The sequence below is a fragment of the Actinoplanes sp. NPDC049265 genome, from assembly GCF_043197135.1.
Lineage (GTDB): Bacteria > Actinomycetota > Actinomycetes > Mycobacteriales > Micromonosporaceae > Actinoplanes.
Map to the genome: position 1 here is coordinate 1 of NZ_JBICSP010000023.1, position 14200 is coordinate 14200.

A 14200-nucleotide genomic window follows, 5' to 3' on the forward strand; every position below is an offset into this window, starting at 1 on the left:
GCGCTGCTGCCCACGCCGGGCGACCACGATCCTGCAGGCCATCCTCGTTCTGCACCACGTTGAAGCCGACCGCTACGCAGGATGAAAAACGCTCATTCTCGTGGTGGCAACTGCCGCGATCGGCGGATCCATTTTGGCCCACACCAGCTCGCCTGCCCCTGCCGGTCTGGCCAATAGGCTCGACGCCCAGTGGCTGAGCAGCGCCCGGCAAACCGACACCAAGGCGTTCTCTTCAAGCATTGCCCAAACGGCAGGCCAAGCAGGAGGCGACGCGGTCCGGATAAGTTTTGGTGAAACTTCCGGTAAGGTTTCAAGGGCCTAACCGTCAATACGTCATGTTCGGGCGCTCGACGAATCTCAGGGGCCGCATCGACGAGCACACGCGGGCGGCTAACCCCACGGCTGGGCGCTTCTCAATGGGTGGGTGCCGATCACTTCTCGAGTCCGCAGATCTGCGCTCTGGTCGAAGCAGTCAGGCTGCCGCACAGCACCTCGTGGTTAACCCCGTTTCAGCGTTGACGGGCGCGCGCCGTCCTCCGACCCGGCAGCAGCCACGTTGCGAAGCCGACGGGGCTGGCAAGTAGTTGATCCGAGTCGATGCCTTTGCGAGGCTGGCCGGGTGACGACAGACCTCAGACGTACGCTTCTCGCCGGCGTCTCGGTGCTCGCGGTCGGGTTGATCCCGGCCGCGACCAGCACCGGCCCCGCGGTAGCGGCCCCCCAACCGGCCCGGAACGATCGGGTGACCCCCGCTCCGGACGACTACGACGCACGACGCGACCCGGCCACTATCGGGTCGCTCACGGCCAAGGCGACCGCGCCCAAGCCCTCCGCGGCGGTCAGCGGCATGCGGTCCGCGCTCGGCCAGCAGGGCATCCTCGACATTGACCCGCTGACCGGCACACCCCGGCAGGTGGCCCGGCTGGACGGCTTCCTCACCGGGCCGTCGCGGAAACCGGCCGAGCGCGTCGCTCGCGACTACCTGGTGGCGCACGCCGACCTGTTCGGAGTCGACCCGGCGACGCTGACGCTCGGCCGGAACTACCGGGACATCGAGGGCACCCGTCACCTCAGCTTCCGGCAGCAGGCCGGGGAGGTGCCGGTGTTCGGCAACGGCATCCGGGCCGACGTGGCGAAGAACGGCTCGCTGATCCAGATGACCGGCTCTCCGGTGCGGCAGGTGCCCACCGCCCTGGGCCGCGCCCGGCTCACCGGCGCGCAGGCGCTGGACACCGCCCGCAAGGACGCCCGCGAGACCCGGTCCACGCCGCGCGACAGCGCCCACGTGGTGGCTTTCCCGACAGCGGGCGGCCTGCGCCTGGGATATCAGACGCTGACGATGCAGACCGGTTACCTGCACGTTGTCGACGCGCAGAACGGCCGCATCCTCTACCGGCAGAGCCTGGTCGACCACGGATCCGGGCCGGACGCGCTGGTCTGGGACAACTACCCGGGCGCGCCGGCCGGCGGCAAGCAGCGGCGGGTCTCTCTGCGCAAGTGGCTCAGCCCGGCCGCGACGACCCTCAACGGCACCTCCACGCATGTGTTCTCCGACCTGAACGACAACGACGTCGCCGACCCGGGCGAGGAGGTCGGGCCGAGTTCGCCGGGCCGTTTCGTCTATCCGCTGAAGCAGTTCACCGGCCCGATGTGCTCGGCGCGATTCCAGTGCACCTGGGACCCGGACGTGGCGTACTCGTGGCAGGACAACCGCGCGATGGGCGCCACCCAGCTGCTGTACTTCAACTCGGTGTTCCACGACCACCTGCTGGCCGCGCCGATCGGGTTCACCCGGGCGGCCGGCAACTTCGAGGCCCGCGACGGGGACGCGGTGCAGGCCAATGACCTGGACGGGGCGAACACGGCCGACGGCTTCCCGGACGACAACCACGTCGACAACGCCAACATGGCGACCCCGCCGGACGGAACCGCGCCGACGATGCAGATGTACCTGCAGCCGGCCGCGCACACGACGCCGGAAGAGGACCCGTGGGTGCCGTCCGACACCGCCAACGAGGCCTCCTCGGTCTACCACGAGTACACCCACGGCCTGTCCAACCGGCTGGTCGTCGACGCCTCCGGCGTCTCCACCCTCAACGGGCCGCAGTCCGGCGCGATGGGCGAGGCCTGGAGCGACTGGTACGCCTACGACTACCTCCAGAAGGAGGGCCTGGAGAAGGACACGAAGGCCCCCGGCGAGCTGGTGGTGTTCGAGTACTCGACGGGCGGGGCGAACACCATCCGTACCGAGCCGCTGGACTGCACGGTAGGCGCCCCGGCCACGGTCTGCCCGGGCACCGCGACCGCGGGTTCCGGCGGTTACACCTACGGCGACTTCGGTAAGATCTCCCGGCGCGGTGCCGAGGTGCACGCGGACGGTGAGATCTGGGCGCAGACCCTGTGGGACCTGCGTACCGCGCTCGGCCACCGGCTCTCCGAGTCGCTGGTGACCCGGGCCATGGAACTCTCCCCGGCGGATCCGTCCTACCTGGACATGCGCAACGCGATCCTGATCGCCGACCGGGTGGTGGCCGGCGGCCGGCACCAGAAGGACATCTGGAAGGTCTTCGCGAAGCGCGGCATGGGCTTCTTCGCCGCCACCGTTGACGGTTCGGACACCGCGCCGATCGAGGACTTCTCGACACCGCCGGCGCCCGGCTCGCCCAAGAGCTCGATCGCCGGCACGGTCACTGATCGGAGCTCCGGGCAGCCGGCCGCCGGGGTGGCGGTGACGTTCGGCGGGCACAGCTCCGGTTTCGCCGGCTCCTACGCCGCCGTGACCGACGCGAAGGGCCACTACCTGATCAAGAACATCTACCCGGGTACGTATCCGAAGGTCGAGGCCAGCGGCGCCGGTTACGAACGGCAGATCAAGACGGTCACGGTGACCGCGAAGCCGAGCACCGTAGACTGGACGGTCCGGCGGGACTGGGCCGCGTCGCAGGGCGGTGCGCAGCTCGTCGACTTCAACGGCGACGACTACAGCGACTTCGGCTGCGGCCCAGGCCAGGCGATCGACATGTCCCAGGGCACCGGCTGGAGCACCGACGCGGCCGGCCCCCGATTCCTCACGGTCCAGCTGCCGGGGCCCATCGACGTGACGTCGATCGAGATCGATCCATCCGGCACCTGCGGTGACGACCCCAGCTCGTCCACCGGCGATTACCGGGTGGAGACGTCACCCGACGGCACCGCCTGGACGGTGGCGGCGAGCGGGCACTTCGGCCCGGCCGATCGGAACCGGGCCAACGCTGTGCCGCTGACCGCCGGAACGACCGGCGTGCGCTTCATGCGGTACACGATGCTGGGCACGCAGGTTGCCGACGAGGGCGGTTCCTGCCCCGGCGACTGGAGCGGTTGCTCGTACGTCGACACCGTCGAGGTAGGGGTTTACGGCGCGATCGGCTGAAATCCATAGTGATAGGTCACCCGAATGGCCCTAGCGATCCCCATTCGGGTGACCTCTCGCGAGGAACCGCACCGTCCCGTGCGCCGTGGTGGCCGACCGCCCAGACCATCTCGCCGCCTTCCGGCGGAGGCTCGACCCCGGGCATCGGCGAGAAGTACCCCCAAGGAACTACCGGAAGGCGCCCTGGAACCGGCGTTCGTCTCCGGTGAGATCGGCGCGTTCATGTCCGGGCCGTGGTCAAGGGCGGACCGGGCACGGGCAAGACGTGGATCGCCATGCATCTGCTGGCGGCGAACGCGGGCGCGGGACGGCAGATCAGCTATGCCACGAACTCCGCGTCGTTGTGCTCCGCGCTTCGGAAGAACGCGCAGGCCGGCGATGTGCCGATTCAGGGGCTCATCACGTCTGCCCGGGTCTACCACGGCGACGAGGCCGAGCAGGAGCAGCACCGGTGGAACAGCCCTCTCGACCTGCTCGTCGTCGACGAAGCCCACCGACTGGAGCGGTGGAATGCCAGGGGCAAGCACGCCAACAAGCGCGAGGTTCAGCAACGGCTCGAGGCCGGGGACGTCACGCAGCTCTACGAGCTGAAGAAGAGCGCGAAGGTTCTGGTTCTGTTCATCGATGAGGGGCAGGCCGCCACCTCCAAGGATTACGCGACCACCCGCCACGCCGAGCTGATCGCGGACCGGACGGGCGCCTCATATCAATACCTGAAGCTCGGCGAGCAACACCGCAGCGGCGGCTCGCAAGCCTACGAAGCCTGGGTCGACGCCCTGATCGACGGCACCCCGATCGAGTGGCACGACGAGCCCGACTTCACCGTACGGGTGGCGAACTCGCCGGAAGAACTGGAAAAGCTGGTGTTCGACGGCTCCCCCGGCAGCGCACGCCTGCTCGCCGGGTTCTGCTGGAAGTGGCAGCCGTGGCCCGATCAGGTCTCGTCGATCGACGATGTTCCCTTCGACATCGACATCGACGGCTGGCGCAAACGCTGGAATCTCAAGAAACCGATCAGCGGCTACCCAAAAGACACCGACTGGGCCGCGAGACCAGGCGGGGCGGAGCAGGTCGGTTCCACCTTCACTGCGCAGGGCTTCGAGTTCGACCGATGCGGCGTGATCATGGGTACAGACCTGGTGATCGACCCCGCAACGCAGCGCCTCACGACGAACATCGATGCTTCCGAGTACGGCTAGCTCAAGGCCCTTCATCGCTCGGACGAGACCGCGTCACAGAAGATCCGCAATCAGTACCGCGTGTTGCTCACCCGAGCCATGCGCCAAGTAGTCGTGTACTCCACAGATCCTGATACCCAAGCGCTCCTCAAAGAAGTCGTGAACCCCTGATTCGATTTATCGCTGCACCTTCAATGATTCCCGCACATACGCTAGGCGGCTTACAGAATCACAGTCCTGCTGCTGCCACCATGCTGACCGCTTCCCTGGCCGCCGCGCTGCTGGCCACGATCATCCTGCGGCTGCGTAACCGCACCCACCGGCGGATCCATGACGCCGAGACTGCCGACGGCGACGGCGACTACATCCCGGACGTCTACCAGCGGCGGCACCCGGCCCGGCCGGAGTCCGTCCGAGCGTGGTCCGTGGCAGCACAGCCGGTCACTCGTGAACGTCGCGTGTGTCCGCTCAGCGGGTTGCGGACGGGGCCTGCCGGGTCTCCGCGACCCAGCTGAGGAGCATCTGCAGCGCGTCTCCCGTCGTCGTGCCGGGGCGGGGCAGGTAGGCCAGCAGAGAGCGGTCGGAGCGGGCCGGCACGGTGAGCACGTGATACTCGAACTCCAGCGGGCCGGCGACGCGATGGTTCAGCCGGACGGCACCGATGCGCTTCTCCCGCACATCACCCCTGGCCCAGAGGCGGCGGAACTCGGTGCTGTGGATGGCGAGCTCGCCGATCAGCGACGTCAGCCGCGCGTCGTCGGGCCACCGGCCGGTCATCAGCTGCAGGTGGGCGACCATCTCTTCGGCCGCCACCGACCAGTTCCCGTAACGCTCCTGGGCGTCCGCGGCGAGGAACAGCTGGCGGGCCGAGTTCGCCGGCTGGACCATGTTCGAGACCTCGAACACGGCCTCGGCGGCGGCGTTCGCGGCCAGGATGTCCAGGCGCGTGTCGACGAGCATCGCCGGCGCGTCGGCCATGGCGTCCAGGAGCCGGGCCAAAGGCTCGTCCGTGGCGTTGGCCGTGCGCGGTGGGGACGACGGTCGGACGAGGTTGCGCAGGTGCTCCGTCTCGACCTCGGACAGCGAGAGCGCCCGCGCGACCGCGCACAGCACCTGGTCGGACACGTGCGCGGTGCGACCCTGCTCGAGTCGTACGTAATAGTCGGGACTCACCCCGGCCAGCAGGGCGACCTCCTCGCGCCGGAGCCCCGGCACGCGCCGGCGCGTGGCGCCGCCCGGCAGCCCGACCTGATCGGGGGTGATCCGGTCGCGCCGGCTACGCAGGAACGCGCCGATGGTGATCTCCATTCGCCCAAGAGTAGGCGCCGGTGCGCGGGCGAGGGTGGTCCTGCCGGAACCAGGTGAACCCGGGCCTGGTGCAGTGCCGAGCGATCGAAGACCGTGGTCAGCGGTATCCGGCCGGGCCGGATGAGTGATCAGGAAGGTACGAGATGCGTGCGGTGGTAGTGAAGAAGTTCGGCGGCACCGAGGCCTTGGCGGTCGTCGACGTTCCGGCCCCCGAGCCTGGACCAGGCGAGGTGCTGGTAAAGGTGGCCGGCGCCTCGGTCAACTACGCCGACATCATGGTCCGGACCGGGATCAACGTGCAGTACGGCGCGACCGGTGCCCGCGAGCAGTTCGGGCTCGGCACCGACCTGGCCGGCACGGTCGCGGCCGTGGGCGACGGTGTGACGAAGTTCCGGATCGGCGACGCCGTCGTCGGGACCCAGGAACGGCTGGATCGTCCGCTGAGCACGCAGGCGGAGTACGTTGTGCTCGAGGCCTGGGAACTGGCAGCGGCTCCGGTCGGAAAGGACCTCGTCGAACTGGCCACGCTGGGTCTCAACGCCACCACGGCCGATCAGGCCCTGGACACCCTGGGCCTCGAGCGCGGCGACTGGCTGCTGGTCACCGGGGCGGCGGGAGGCGTAGGCCTGTACGCCGTGGAACTCGCCCGGGTCCGCGGCCTGCGGGTCGTCGGCCAGGCCGGGCCGGCCGACGAGGCGCTGCTGCGCGCGGCCGGAGCCGAGTTGTTCGTCGCCCGCGACGAGGACCTCGTTCCCGCCGTGCGCCGGCTGGTTCCGGGCGGCGTTCACGGGGCGATCGACGCGGCCAACCTCGCGGCCGGCGCGGCCGACGCCGTCCGTCACGGCGGAGCCTTCGTGTCGCTGCTCAATTCGGCGCCAATGTCGCGCCGGCAGGTGACGATGACGAACATGGCCTGGCACACCGACCCAGACCGGCTGGCCAAGCTCGCCGCGTACGCGGGCGCCGGTCTCATCTCGCTGAGGGTGGCGCGCACCTATCCGCTCGACCGGGTCGCGGACGCGCAGCAGGCGCTGGTGGACGGAGGGTTGCGCGGCCGGATCGTGCTGGTTCCGTGAAACGGGGGACGGGCCGGCCACGCTTCAGGCCGGCCCGTCCCCGCCGTTGTCAGCGGGCCGTGTCCATCTCGATGACCACCTTGCCCAGAACGCCCTTGGCCAGGTGCCGCTCGTACGCATCCGGGGCGTCGGTGAAGTCCACGACCTGATCGATCACCGGACGCACCCCCAGCCGGTCGACGGCGGCCACCAGGTCGTCCTGGGCGGCGGCGCTGCCCACCGCGACGCCGCGGATGCTCGCCGCCTTGTCCATCAACGTGAGCAGGTCCGGGGGCGTACTCACGAAGTCGAACAACCCCAGGTACGCGATCTCGCCACCGTAGGCGACGGCCGCCAGGGCCTGGTCCATTGAGCGCCCGCCGACCGCGTTGACCACGATCTGCGCGCCACCGGTGGCCGCGAACACCCGTTCACCCCAGGCCTCGACCTCCGTGTGGTCGACGACACCGGCGATCCCGAGATTAGACAACCGCTCGCGTTTCCCCGCGTCGCCGGTCGTCGCCCACACCTGAGCGCCCGAGGCGAGGGCGAGCTGGGCCGCGAACAGGGAGACGCCGCCCGTGCCGAGAACCATCACGGTGTCGCCGGGCCCGAGCGTCCGAGCGCCGTACGGCCGGTTGCCGTGCAGCGCCGTCCACGCCGTCAGGCCGGAGCACGGCAGCGTCGCCGCTTCGGTCAGGCTCAGGGTGCCGGGCGCGACCGTGACCCGATCGGCCGGCAGGATCACGTATTCGGCCAGCATGCCGTTCTCGGTTCCCGAGCCCAGGCCGAGTCCCTTGCCGGATGACGGATCACCGTCGGCCCACCCCTGGAAGTAGACGCTGACCACCCGATCACCGGCCGCCCAGGAGGTGACGCCCGCGCCGATCGCGTCAACGACGCCCGCGCCGTCACTGAGGGGAACGAGCTCCGGCGCGGCGGCCGAGCCGTACCGGCCGTCGCGTACGAGAAGGTCCCGGAAGTTGATCGCGGCAGTGTGAACCCGGACTCGGATCTGCCCCGGGCCGGGCTCCGGAATGGCGACCACCCGCAACACCAGCTCGTGCCCGCCGCCTGCCCGCGGCACCAGCACCCATCTCCTCATCGTGTCGGTCTGCATGGGCAACCTCCGGTTCCGTGTCGTCGGCGCCCGACGGCGGGCGCCGGCGGCTCATCCGCCGCGCGACACACGTTTCCGGAGATGGCGGCGGGCTGGAATCGTTCCCCTGCACCTGGTTCCGGCAGGACCACCTTCAGCTGGCTGAGCGCAGCCTGGCCAGCATCCCGGGCACCGCCTGAGTTTCCCCCGCTTTGACGGAGCGGTGGTTACCTGCTTCCGGTCGGGGCAGGGGTGAGGTTATCTGGCTCGGTCTGGGTGCCAGGCGGTCCCTGCCCGAGTGGTGGATCAGTGGCCTGTCGCTGACGTCGCGGGAGAAGATGCCGTACTCAAGCGCGGCCAGGATCAGATCGGTGTCGCACCGGTTCGAGGTCTTCCAGCCGACGATGCGGCGGGAGAAGACGTCGCGGACGGCGGCCGGCCAGAACATGCCCTCACCGCAGGGGATCCGGGTGGCATCGGCGACCCAGAGTCGGTTCGGGCGCTCCAGCGGTGAACTGGCGGTTGACCAGCTCCGGCGCCGGTGTATGCCGCGGGTCCTGTTTGGTCGAGCCGCCGCGCCAGCCTCGGCGCGGGAACGCCCCGCGCCAGCCGTAGGCGGCCGTCAGCCGCTCGACGCGTTTACGGCCGACCCGGATGCCGTCACGGCGCAGCTGACGGTGGACCCGGTCGGCGCCGTGGGTGAACCCGGAGGCCTGCCGGAAGCCGTTGATATACGGGCACCGCGCCGGAGTACGACATCGGTCCGGTCGGGGTTCTCGACCTCGTAGGCCGCTGAGGCCGCGGCGCCGGGGAGCCGTTGGCCGGTCCCGCACGGGACAACGGGCTGGGGGTGCGCACCCTAGCCTCGGACCAATTGTCAGAGGCACCGCATGCCGTCAGTCGGCAGGATCGCTGACATGGAACCAGTCGCCATGATCGGCATCTTCTCCGTCGGTACCCCCGAGCGCCAGGACGACATGATCGCCGCCATCGACACGACCGGCGCCGTCATGCGCAACCAGTCGGGCTCCCGTGGCGCGGCCGTGTACGCCAGCACCGACGGCACTCGGGTCGTGAACATCTCCCCGAAAGGCGGCTCACTGCACCTTCACGATCAGCTCACACTCATGGTCGTCGTTCGAACGGCAGGCACGATCGCGATACCAGTGAGGCCCTCCGCCAATATATTTACTGAGAGTGATGTTCATGTCTAGGCAGATATCTCGTCCGAACGATTTCAATCTCGGCATCATCGCTGAGTTTCGACGGAGCAGCGGCCGAGTGGAGTCGCACGGATTCGCGAGCCGAGTCGTCCTGCTGCACCACATCGGCGCGAGGACCGGCCGTATGCGAGTGACGCCGCTCGGAGCCATGCCATACGAGGACTCATGGATTGTTGTTGGAGTTCCGACTCCATCGGGAGGTCCGACTTGGGCGATGAACCTGCGTGTTAACCCCGACATCTACCTCGAGGTCGGGATCGACCTCGTCGCCGTGAGGGCCCGCGCACTGGAAGGCGAGGAAAGGACCGAGGTCCTCGGCAAGTTTCGCGCTTTCATGAGCGGGCTCGGCAATCCCACCGAGGACGACATCCTCAACTTCGCGGTCTTCCGGCTTGAACGGCGAAGCTGATTTCGGTGTCGGGACCGAGTCGAAAATGAACCGTCACTGGGGTCCAGCATGCCAGGGCTAATGCGTGGTGGGGTTTCAGGGGGCTTGAGCTGGAAGGTTGGGTCGGGTCTGTCGGTGTTGGGGTCCATGAAGGATGGGTGCGGCCCGTTGGTGATCATGGCGTTTGCGAAGATCCCGTGACCAATTGGTCGCCGGCGGATTTCGAGGCGGCCGATGACCTGCCGGCGGATAGCGGCCCGCTGGCTGCCGTCGATGTGCCCCGATCACACCTGCGGCAGTTGGCCGGGAAGCAATGAGGCGGCCGCGTTTGAGGTCCGCGCCCTTATGCGTGCCTCGGTCAGTCGGGAGTGGTAGGTGATGGTCCGGGTGGCGCCGTACTCGGCGATCGCCCGCAGCACCGTTGTCTGCGTGGCTAGCATCGCGGTGGGCACCGCGCCCGTCGTAGCTCACCGCCGCGACCGCCCACCGTCGGCTGGTCCGTGATCACGAACGCGACCCCGAGGTTTCCGAGGAACTGATCCGCTGGGCCGCCATCAACCAGATGCTCCAACGACTCGCCTGCGGCGGACCGGCCCGCCGCCAGCAACGACGACAAGCCCGAACCACAACCCTCCAAACCACTCCGCTTATGACGGACGATGCAGTGGAGGACGCCGAGCAGAAGCCGAGCTCAACCGACTTCAGCGTTTCGGACACTTCGTGATCGCGGCTGCGATTCTGCTCACGACCGTGACGGTCGCATTTGGGGGCGAGGTGCGACTAGCTCCCAGCCTCAACTCGGATCGGCCTGCCCCGGGCGATGTCGTGAGTGTCTGGGCGTTCGAAGACAGTCTTGAGCCCGGGTACGCCTGTCCCGCTACCACATGTGCTGAAACTAGCGTTGCGGACGGAACTCAGTTCACGCCCGGGTATCGGTGGCCAAGTGTATTGCTACTGGGCGGGGATTTTGCTGCCAGCGCGGCGGCTCCCGGCGTGATCGTGAGAACGATGCGATCGTCTTCCGACTCCAGGCTCGAACCGTCCTCGTCGCCGACCAAGATCATGGCGTTCTCGTGCAGGTATGCCGCCGTCGCTTCGGGAACCCGCTTACGCAGGGCGGGATGCGTACGGTGGAGAGCCTCGTCGTGCCACACGAGCTCGAGAACGCGGCCCTCCCGGCAGTAAAGCATCGGGACCTGGTCCGTCGCGGCCGCGCGGGAGCTGCTTCGTCCGTAACGGAAGCGATAACCGGCCCGGCCGTGGCTCCAGTGTGCGTCCATCGCCCCCCGATCGGCACCATGATCGAGGTGCCGCGGGCGGCGCTGACCGCCGGCGGGGTCGGGAACTGGTCCGGATCGCCGTACGCCGGGGCCGGGAATCCTACCCCGGCCTGACATGGGAGTCTGCGGCGAGCACGGCGGCGACCCCGCGTCCATCCACTTCTTCCACGACGCCGGCCTGGACTACGTGTCCTGCTCGCCGTTCCGGGTGCCGATCGCCCGGCTGGAGGCCGGGCGAGCCGCGGTGGCCGAGTCGGTCACCGGGTCGGACAGCCGCTAGGACAGCCGCTAGGAGGGGGTACGCCATGAAGCGTGCCGACGATCCGCCGATGGTCCGGTGCGCAACGGCTCCCGCACGATCGGCGCCTACATGGCCGGTCCCCGCGGGGTGCGGTTCGTCCCGGCGGTGGACGTGAGCCGGATCGCCGTCGTGACGCTCGGGGCGGCCGCGGTGACGGCCGTCGCCGCCGCCGTGCGACGGCGGCCGGTGGTCGGCTCGATCGCGATGGGACCGGTCGACTGGGTCAGCCTGAAACGCGCGGGCACGCCGCCTCCGCGCGACGCCGCGCCGCGTCCGCGGTGGGCGCACGTGCTGCGCGCCCACCGTCTGGTCCCGCAGGCCGTCCGTCCTGTTCGGACGGGCACTCCGGCCCTGTGCCGAGGCCGCCGCCGGGACCGAGCCTGAGAACAGAACATCGGCCCGCAGAGGAGGAACAGCCATGACCGCCAAGAAGATCATCGTGGGGTACGACCGTTCCGCCGGAGCCGCGGCTGCTGCCCGGTGGGCGCTCGACGAGGGCGCCCGCACCGGAGCGCCGGTCGAGTTCCTCTACGCCTGGGAGTGGGCGGGCTGGGCACCCGCCGCCACCTATGTTCCGGGCACCTCGGTGTGGCCCGACAAGGAGACCGAGCGGGCCATCTACCAGATGATGGACGACGTGGTGGCGGCCGCGCGGGACAGCCATCCCGATGTGCCGGCGACCGGGAGCATCGTCCGTGCGCCGGCCTCGCTGACCCTGATCGACCGCTCCGCACGGGCCTCGCTCGTGGTGCTGGGCGGGCAGGGCCACAGCGGGGTCACCGGCCTGCTCGGATCGGTCTGCGCCGCGGTCAGCGCGCACGCCCGCTGCCCGGTCGTGGTGGTGCGCGACGGCGCCGGGACCGGACCGGTGGTGGCCGGGATCGACGACTCGTCGGCCGCGGCCGACGTGCTCACCTTCGCCTTCGACCTGGCCGACGGCCGCGACGCCGATCTGACGGTCCTGCACGCGTGCCCGGGGCGGATGGACTGGCGGCGCGGGGTCCGCGTGCCGTTGTCCGACCAGGAACTGTCCGAGGAAGCCGTCCGGTTGGAGGAGCGTCTGACCGTCTTCCGCACGGCGCATCCCGGAGTGAAGGTCACCGCCGAGGTCGTGCCCGACCACCCGGCCGCCGCGCTCGATCGCGCCACCGCCGGTGCCCGTCTTCTGGTGCTCGGCAGCCGCGGCCGGGGCCCGGTGCGTGGCATGCTGCTCGGCTCGGTCAGCCGGCACCTGTTGCACCGGTCGCCGACCAGCGTCGCGGTCGTCCACGCTTCCCGACCGTCCTGAGGCGCCGGCGATGGTCACCGGCGATCTTCGGTCCGGCGGGCACACATCCGCGCTGGTCAAGGCCGCAGTCCTCGGTGGTACGGCGCCGTCCGCGCACAACAGCCAGCCGTGGCGGTGGCGGGTCGGCCCGGATGTGCTGGACCTGTTGCTGGAACGGTCGCGGGTGCTCGCCACCGCCGATCCCGACGCCCGGCTGGCCGTGCTCAGCTGCGGGGTGGCCCTGCACCACGCCCGGCTGGAGCTGGCCGCGTCCGGCTGGCTGGCCGAGGTGGAGCGCCGGCCAACGGATCCGGGTGACCATCTGGCCCGGATCCGGCTCGCCGGGCGGACCGAACGCAGCAGCCGGGCCGGGCGGCTGGTCCGGGCGAGTCTGCTCCGGCGTACCGATCGGCGTAGCCGGCCAAGCGCCCCGCTCGACCACGACAAACTGCGGACCATCGCCGCGGCGATCCGCCGTGAGGACACCCGCCTGACCCTGCTGCGTCCCCCGCAGACACACCTACTGGCTGCGGCTGTGCGGCAGTCCTGCGAGGCGGAAGGAGACGATCCGGCGGCGCTGGCCGAGCTCGACCAGTGGGTCGGCGTCGGGAGGCGGTCCGGCACCGGCATCCCGGCCGGTGTCCTGGGTTCCGGTGATCGCCGGCAGGCCCTGCAGAACGCGGGCACCACAGCGATCCGCGACGTACGCGACCACGTCGCCGTTCTGGCTGTGCTCAGCACGACGGCGGACACGCGCCCGGACCGGCTGCGGGCCGGTGAGGCATTGTCCGCCGGCTGGCTCACCGCGACCACCATCGAGGTGTCCGTCCTCCCGCTGAGCAGCGTCATCGAGGTCGCCGCGAGTCGTTCGGCGATCCGTGACCTGATCGGCGACGGTCATCCCCAGCTGGTGCTGCGGTTCGCCGCCGGCGAGCCGGACAGCACGCTGCCCCGCAGCCCGCGGCTTCCGGCGGCGGCGATCATCGAGCACGTCGGAGGGGAATGAATGTCGTGACCGATCTGGCAACCGCGGGTCTCGCCTCGGTCGAGGCGGTCGACCGGCTGGCCGCGGACGGGCCGAACACGGTCGCGCCGCCGCGGCCACGCCGGCTGGCCGGCCGTGTCGGCCGTCAGCTGGCCGACCGGCTGGTCGCCCTGCTCCTGGCGGCGGCCGTCGTCACGGTAGTGCCCGCGGCCGAGGTGGTGCGGGGCGATCTGGTCCGGCTGGACGCCGGAGACATCGTGCCCGCCGATCTTGAGCTCACCGAGGCGCTGCGGGCCGCCTTCGACGAGTCGATGGTGACCGGGGAGTCGGCTCCGGTCGGCCGTGGTCCCGGTGAGACCGCGACGGCGGGCACGGTGCTCACCGTCGGGCGCGGGGCCGGCGTCGTCGTCCGGACCGAATCGGCGAGCTCCCTGGGCCGCATAGCGGAGCTGGTCGCGCGTACCCGGCCGGGGCGGACCCTCGGCAACGCCGTCTCGCTGCTCTGAACCGGATGATGGTCCAGGAGGCGGTCGGCCCGGAAGGTTGCCGGTACGTCATCTCCGGGACCGGGTACGAGCCCGAGGGCGTGGTCCGCCGCGACGGAGAACCGATCACGGTCGGCGCGGATCTGTACGAGCTGGCCCGGGGCGCCCGGAGTAGCTCTCGGGGCCGAACCGGCCGAGGCGGACGTGCTGCGCCGCCGGCCA

At 70.0% G+C, this 14200-nt stretch carries 14 protein-coding genes and 3 pseudogenes; 11 read left to right on the forward strand and 6 right to left on the reverse strand.

Features of this window, described 5'->3' with window-relative positions:
* The 3 genes and pseudogenes from ACGFIO_RS37080 to ACGFIO_RS37090 form a co-directional block, all read left to right on the forward strand.
* A pseudogene (locus ACGFIO_RS37080) lies at positions 1-85 on the forward strand (IS5/IS1182 family transposase); the annotation flags it as partial.
* Positions 86-619: 534 nt separating this feature from the next.
* Positions 620-3409, forward strand: coding sequence for a M36 family metallopeptidase (locus ACGFIO_RS37085; protein ID WP_392834119.1), 2790 nt, complete (start codon positions 620-622; stop codon positions 3407-3409).
* A 233-nt stretch (positions 3410-3642) separates the two neighbouring features.
* Positions 3643-4758, forward strand: a pseudogene (locus ACGFIO_RS37090) (DNA/RNA helicase domain-containing protein).
* A 297-nt stretch (positions 4759-5055) separates the two neighbouring features.
* On the opposite strand, the gene ACGFIO_RS37095 reads toward ACGFIO_RS37090, so the two are convergent.
* Positions 5056-5895 carry a helix-turn-helix transcriptional regulator gene (locus ACGFIO_RS37095; RefSeq protein ID WP_392834122.1) on the reverse strand — a complete coding sequence of 280 codons (840 nt, stop codon included), beginning with the start codon at positions 5893-5895 and terminating at the stop codon, positions 5056-5058.
* 143 nt (positions 5896-6038) lie between these two features.
* On the opposite strand from ACGFIO_RS37095, the gene ACGFIO_RS37100 reads away from it, so the two are divergent.
* Entirely contained in the window at positions 6039-6971 is a 933-nt protein-coding gene (locus tag ACGFIO_RS37100; protein WP_392834124.1) for an NADP-dependent oxidoreductase, read from the forward strand.
* A 49-nt stretch (positions 6972-7020) separates the two neighbouring features.
* Here the strand turns inward: ACGFIO_RS37100 and ACGFIO_RS37105 are convergent, their stop codons facing one another.
* The 3 genes from ACGFIO_RS37105 to ACGFIO_RS37115 all read right to left on the reverse strand — a co-directional run bounded on the left by ACGFIO_RS37105 (position 7021) and on the right by ACGFIO_RS37115 (position 8936).
* A complete protein-coding gene (locus tag ACGFIO_RS37105; protein WP_392834127.1) occupies positions 7021-8070 on the reverse strand; it encodes an NAD(P)-dependent alcohol dehydrogenase in 1050 nt (349 codons plus the stop codon).
* 133 nt (positions 8071-8203) lie between these two features.
* Positions 8204-8596, reverse strand: a complete 393-nt coding sequence (locus ACGFIO_RS37110; RefSeq protein ID WP_392834422.1) for a DDE-type integrase/transposase/recombinase — start codon at positions 8594-8596, stop codon at positions 8204-8206.
* Positions 8502-8936, reverse strand: a complete 435-nt coding sequence (locus ACGFIO_RS37115) for an IS3 family transposase (protein WP_392834129.1) — start codon at positions 8934-8936, stop codon at positions 8502-8504. The genes ACGFIO_RS37110 and ACGFIO_RS37115 overlap by 95 nt, the downstream gene beginning before the upstream one ends.
* A 30-nt stretch (positions 8937-8966) precedes the next feature.
* Here ACGFIO_RS37115 and ACGFIO_RS37120 point away from each other — a divergent pair, with 30 nt between their 5' ends.
* A complete protein-coding gene (locus ACGFIO_RS37120) occupies positions 8967-9263 on the forward strand; it encodes a hypothetical protein (RefSeq protein WP_392834132.1) in 297 nt (98 codons plus the stop codon).
* Positions 9256-9681, forward strand: a complete 426-nt coding sequence (locus ACGFIO_RS37125; RefSeq protein WP_392834135.1) for a nitroreductase/quinone reductase family protein — start codon at positions 9256-9258, stop codon at positions 9679-9681. Before ACGFIO_RS37120 ends, ACGFIO_RS37125 begins: the two co-directional genes overlap by 8 nt.
* A 263-nt stretch (positions 9682-9944) precedes the next feature.
* On the opposite strand, the gene ACGFIO_RS37130 is transcribed toward ACGFIO_RS37125, so the two are convergent.
* On the reverse strand, positions 9945-10112 hold the full coding sequence (locus ACGFIO_RS37130; protein ID WP_392834138.1) for a hypothetical protein: 168 nt from the start codon (positions 10110-10112) through the stop codon (positions 9945-9947).
* 462 nt (positions 10113-10574) lie between these two features.
* Entirely contained in the window at positions 10575-10940 is a 366-nt protein-coding gene (locus tag ACGFIO_RS37135) for a hypothetical protein (protein ID WP_392834140.1), read from the reverse strand.
* Between the two features lie 44 nt (positions 10941-10984).
* On the opposite strand from ACGFIO_RS37135, the pseudogene ACGFIO_RS37140 reads away from it, so the two are divergent.
* From ACGFIO_RS37140 to ACGFIO_RS37160, 5 genes and pseudogenes are all read left to right on the forward strand, one after another.
* Positions 10985-11220 (forward strand): annotated as a pseudogene (locus ACGFIO_RS37140) (putative PEP-binding protein); the annotation flags it as partial.
* Between the two features lie 57 nt (positions 11221-11277).
* Entirely contained in the window at positions 11278-11625 is a 348-nt protein-coding gene (locus ACGFIO_RS37145; RefSeq protein WP_392834141.1) for a hypothetical protein, read from the forward strand.
* A gap of 34 nt (positions 11626-11659) precedes the next feature.
* Complete coding sequence (locus tag ACGFIO_RS37150; protein WP_392834143.1) at positions 11660-12529, forward strand: universal stress protein; 870 nt, start codon at positions 11660-11662, stop codon at positions 12527-12529.
* Positions 12530-12539: 10 nt separating this feature from the next.
* Positions 12540-13514 carry an Acg family FMN-binding oxidoreductase gene (locus ACGFIO_RS37155; protein ID WP_392834146.1) on the forward strand — a complete coding sequence of 325 codons (975 nt, stop codon included), beginning with the start codon at positions 12540-12542 and terminating at the stop codon, positions 13512-13514.
* 5 nt (positions 13515-13519) lie between these two features.
* Positions 13520-13999 carry a cation-transporting P-type ATPase gene (locus ACGFIO_RS37160; RefSeq protein WP_392834149.1) on the forward strand — a complete coding sequence of 160 codons (480 nt, stop codon included), beginning with the start codon at positions 13520-13522 and terminating at the stop codon, positions 13997-13999.
* Positions 14000-14200 lie beyond the last annotated feature (201 nt).

What these genes read in the sequence shown, in the direction of transcription:
- ACGFIO_RS37095 (WP_392834122.1), bottom strand. Translation starts at nt 5,895, where the DNA reads ATGGAGATCACCATCGGCGCGTTCCTGCGTAGCCGGCGCGACCGGATC.
- ACGFIO_RS37155 (WP_392834146.1), top strand. Translation starts at nt 12,540, where the DNA reads ATGGTCACCGGCGATCTTCGGTCCGGCGGGCACACATCCGCGCTGGTC.
- ACGFIO_RS37135 (WP_392834140.1), bottom strand. Translation starts at nt 10,940, where the DNA reads ATGGACGCACACTGGAGCCACGGCCGGGCCGGTTATCGCTTCCGTTAC.
- ACGFIO_RS37150 (WP_392834143.1), top strand. Translation starts at nt 11,660, where the DNA reads ATGACCGCCAAGAAGATCATCGTGGGGTACGACCGTTCCGCCGGAGCC.
- ACGFIO_RS37100 (WP_392834124.1), top strand. Translation starts at nt 6,039, where the DNA reads ATGCGTGCGGTGGTAGTGAAGAAGTTCGGCGGCACCGAGGCCTTGGCG.
- ACGFIO_RS37105 (WP_392834127.1), bottom strand. Translation starts at nt 8,070, where the DNA reads ATGCAGACCGACACGATGAGGAGATGGGTGCTGGTGCCGCGGGCAGGC.
- ACGFIO_RS37120 (WP_392834132.1), top strand. Translation starts at nt 8,967, where the DNA reads ATGGAACCAGTCGCCATGATCGGCATCTTCTCCGTCGGTACCCCCGAG.
- ACGFIO_RS37125 (WP_392834135.1), top strand. Translation starts at nt 9,256, where the DNA reads ATGTCTAGGCAGATATCTCGTCCGAACGATTTCAATCTCGGCATCATC.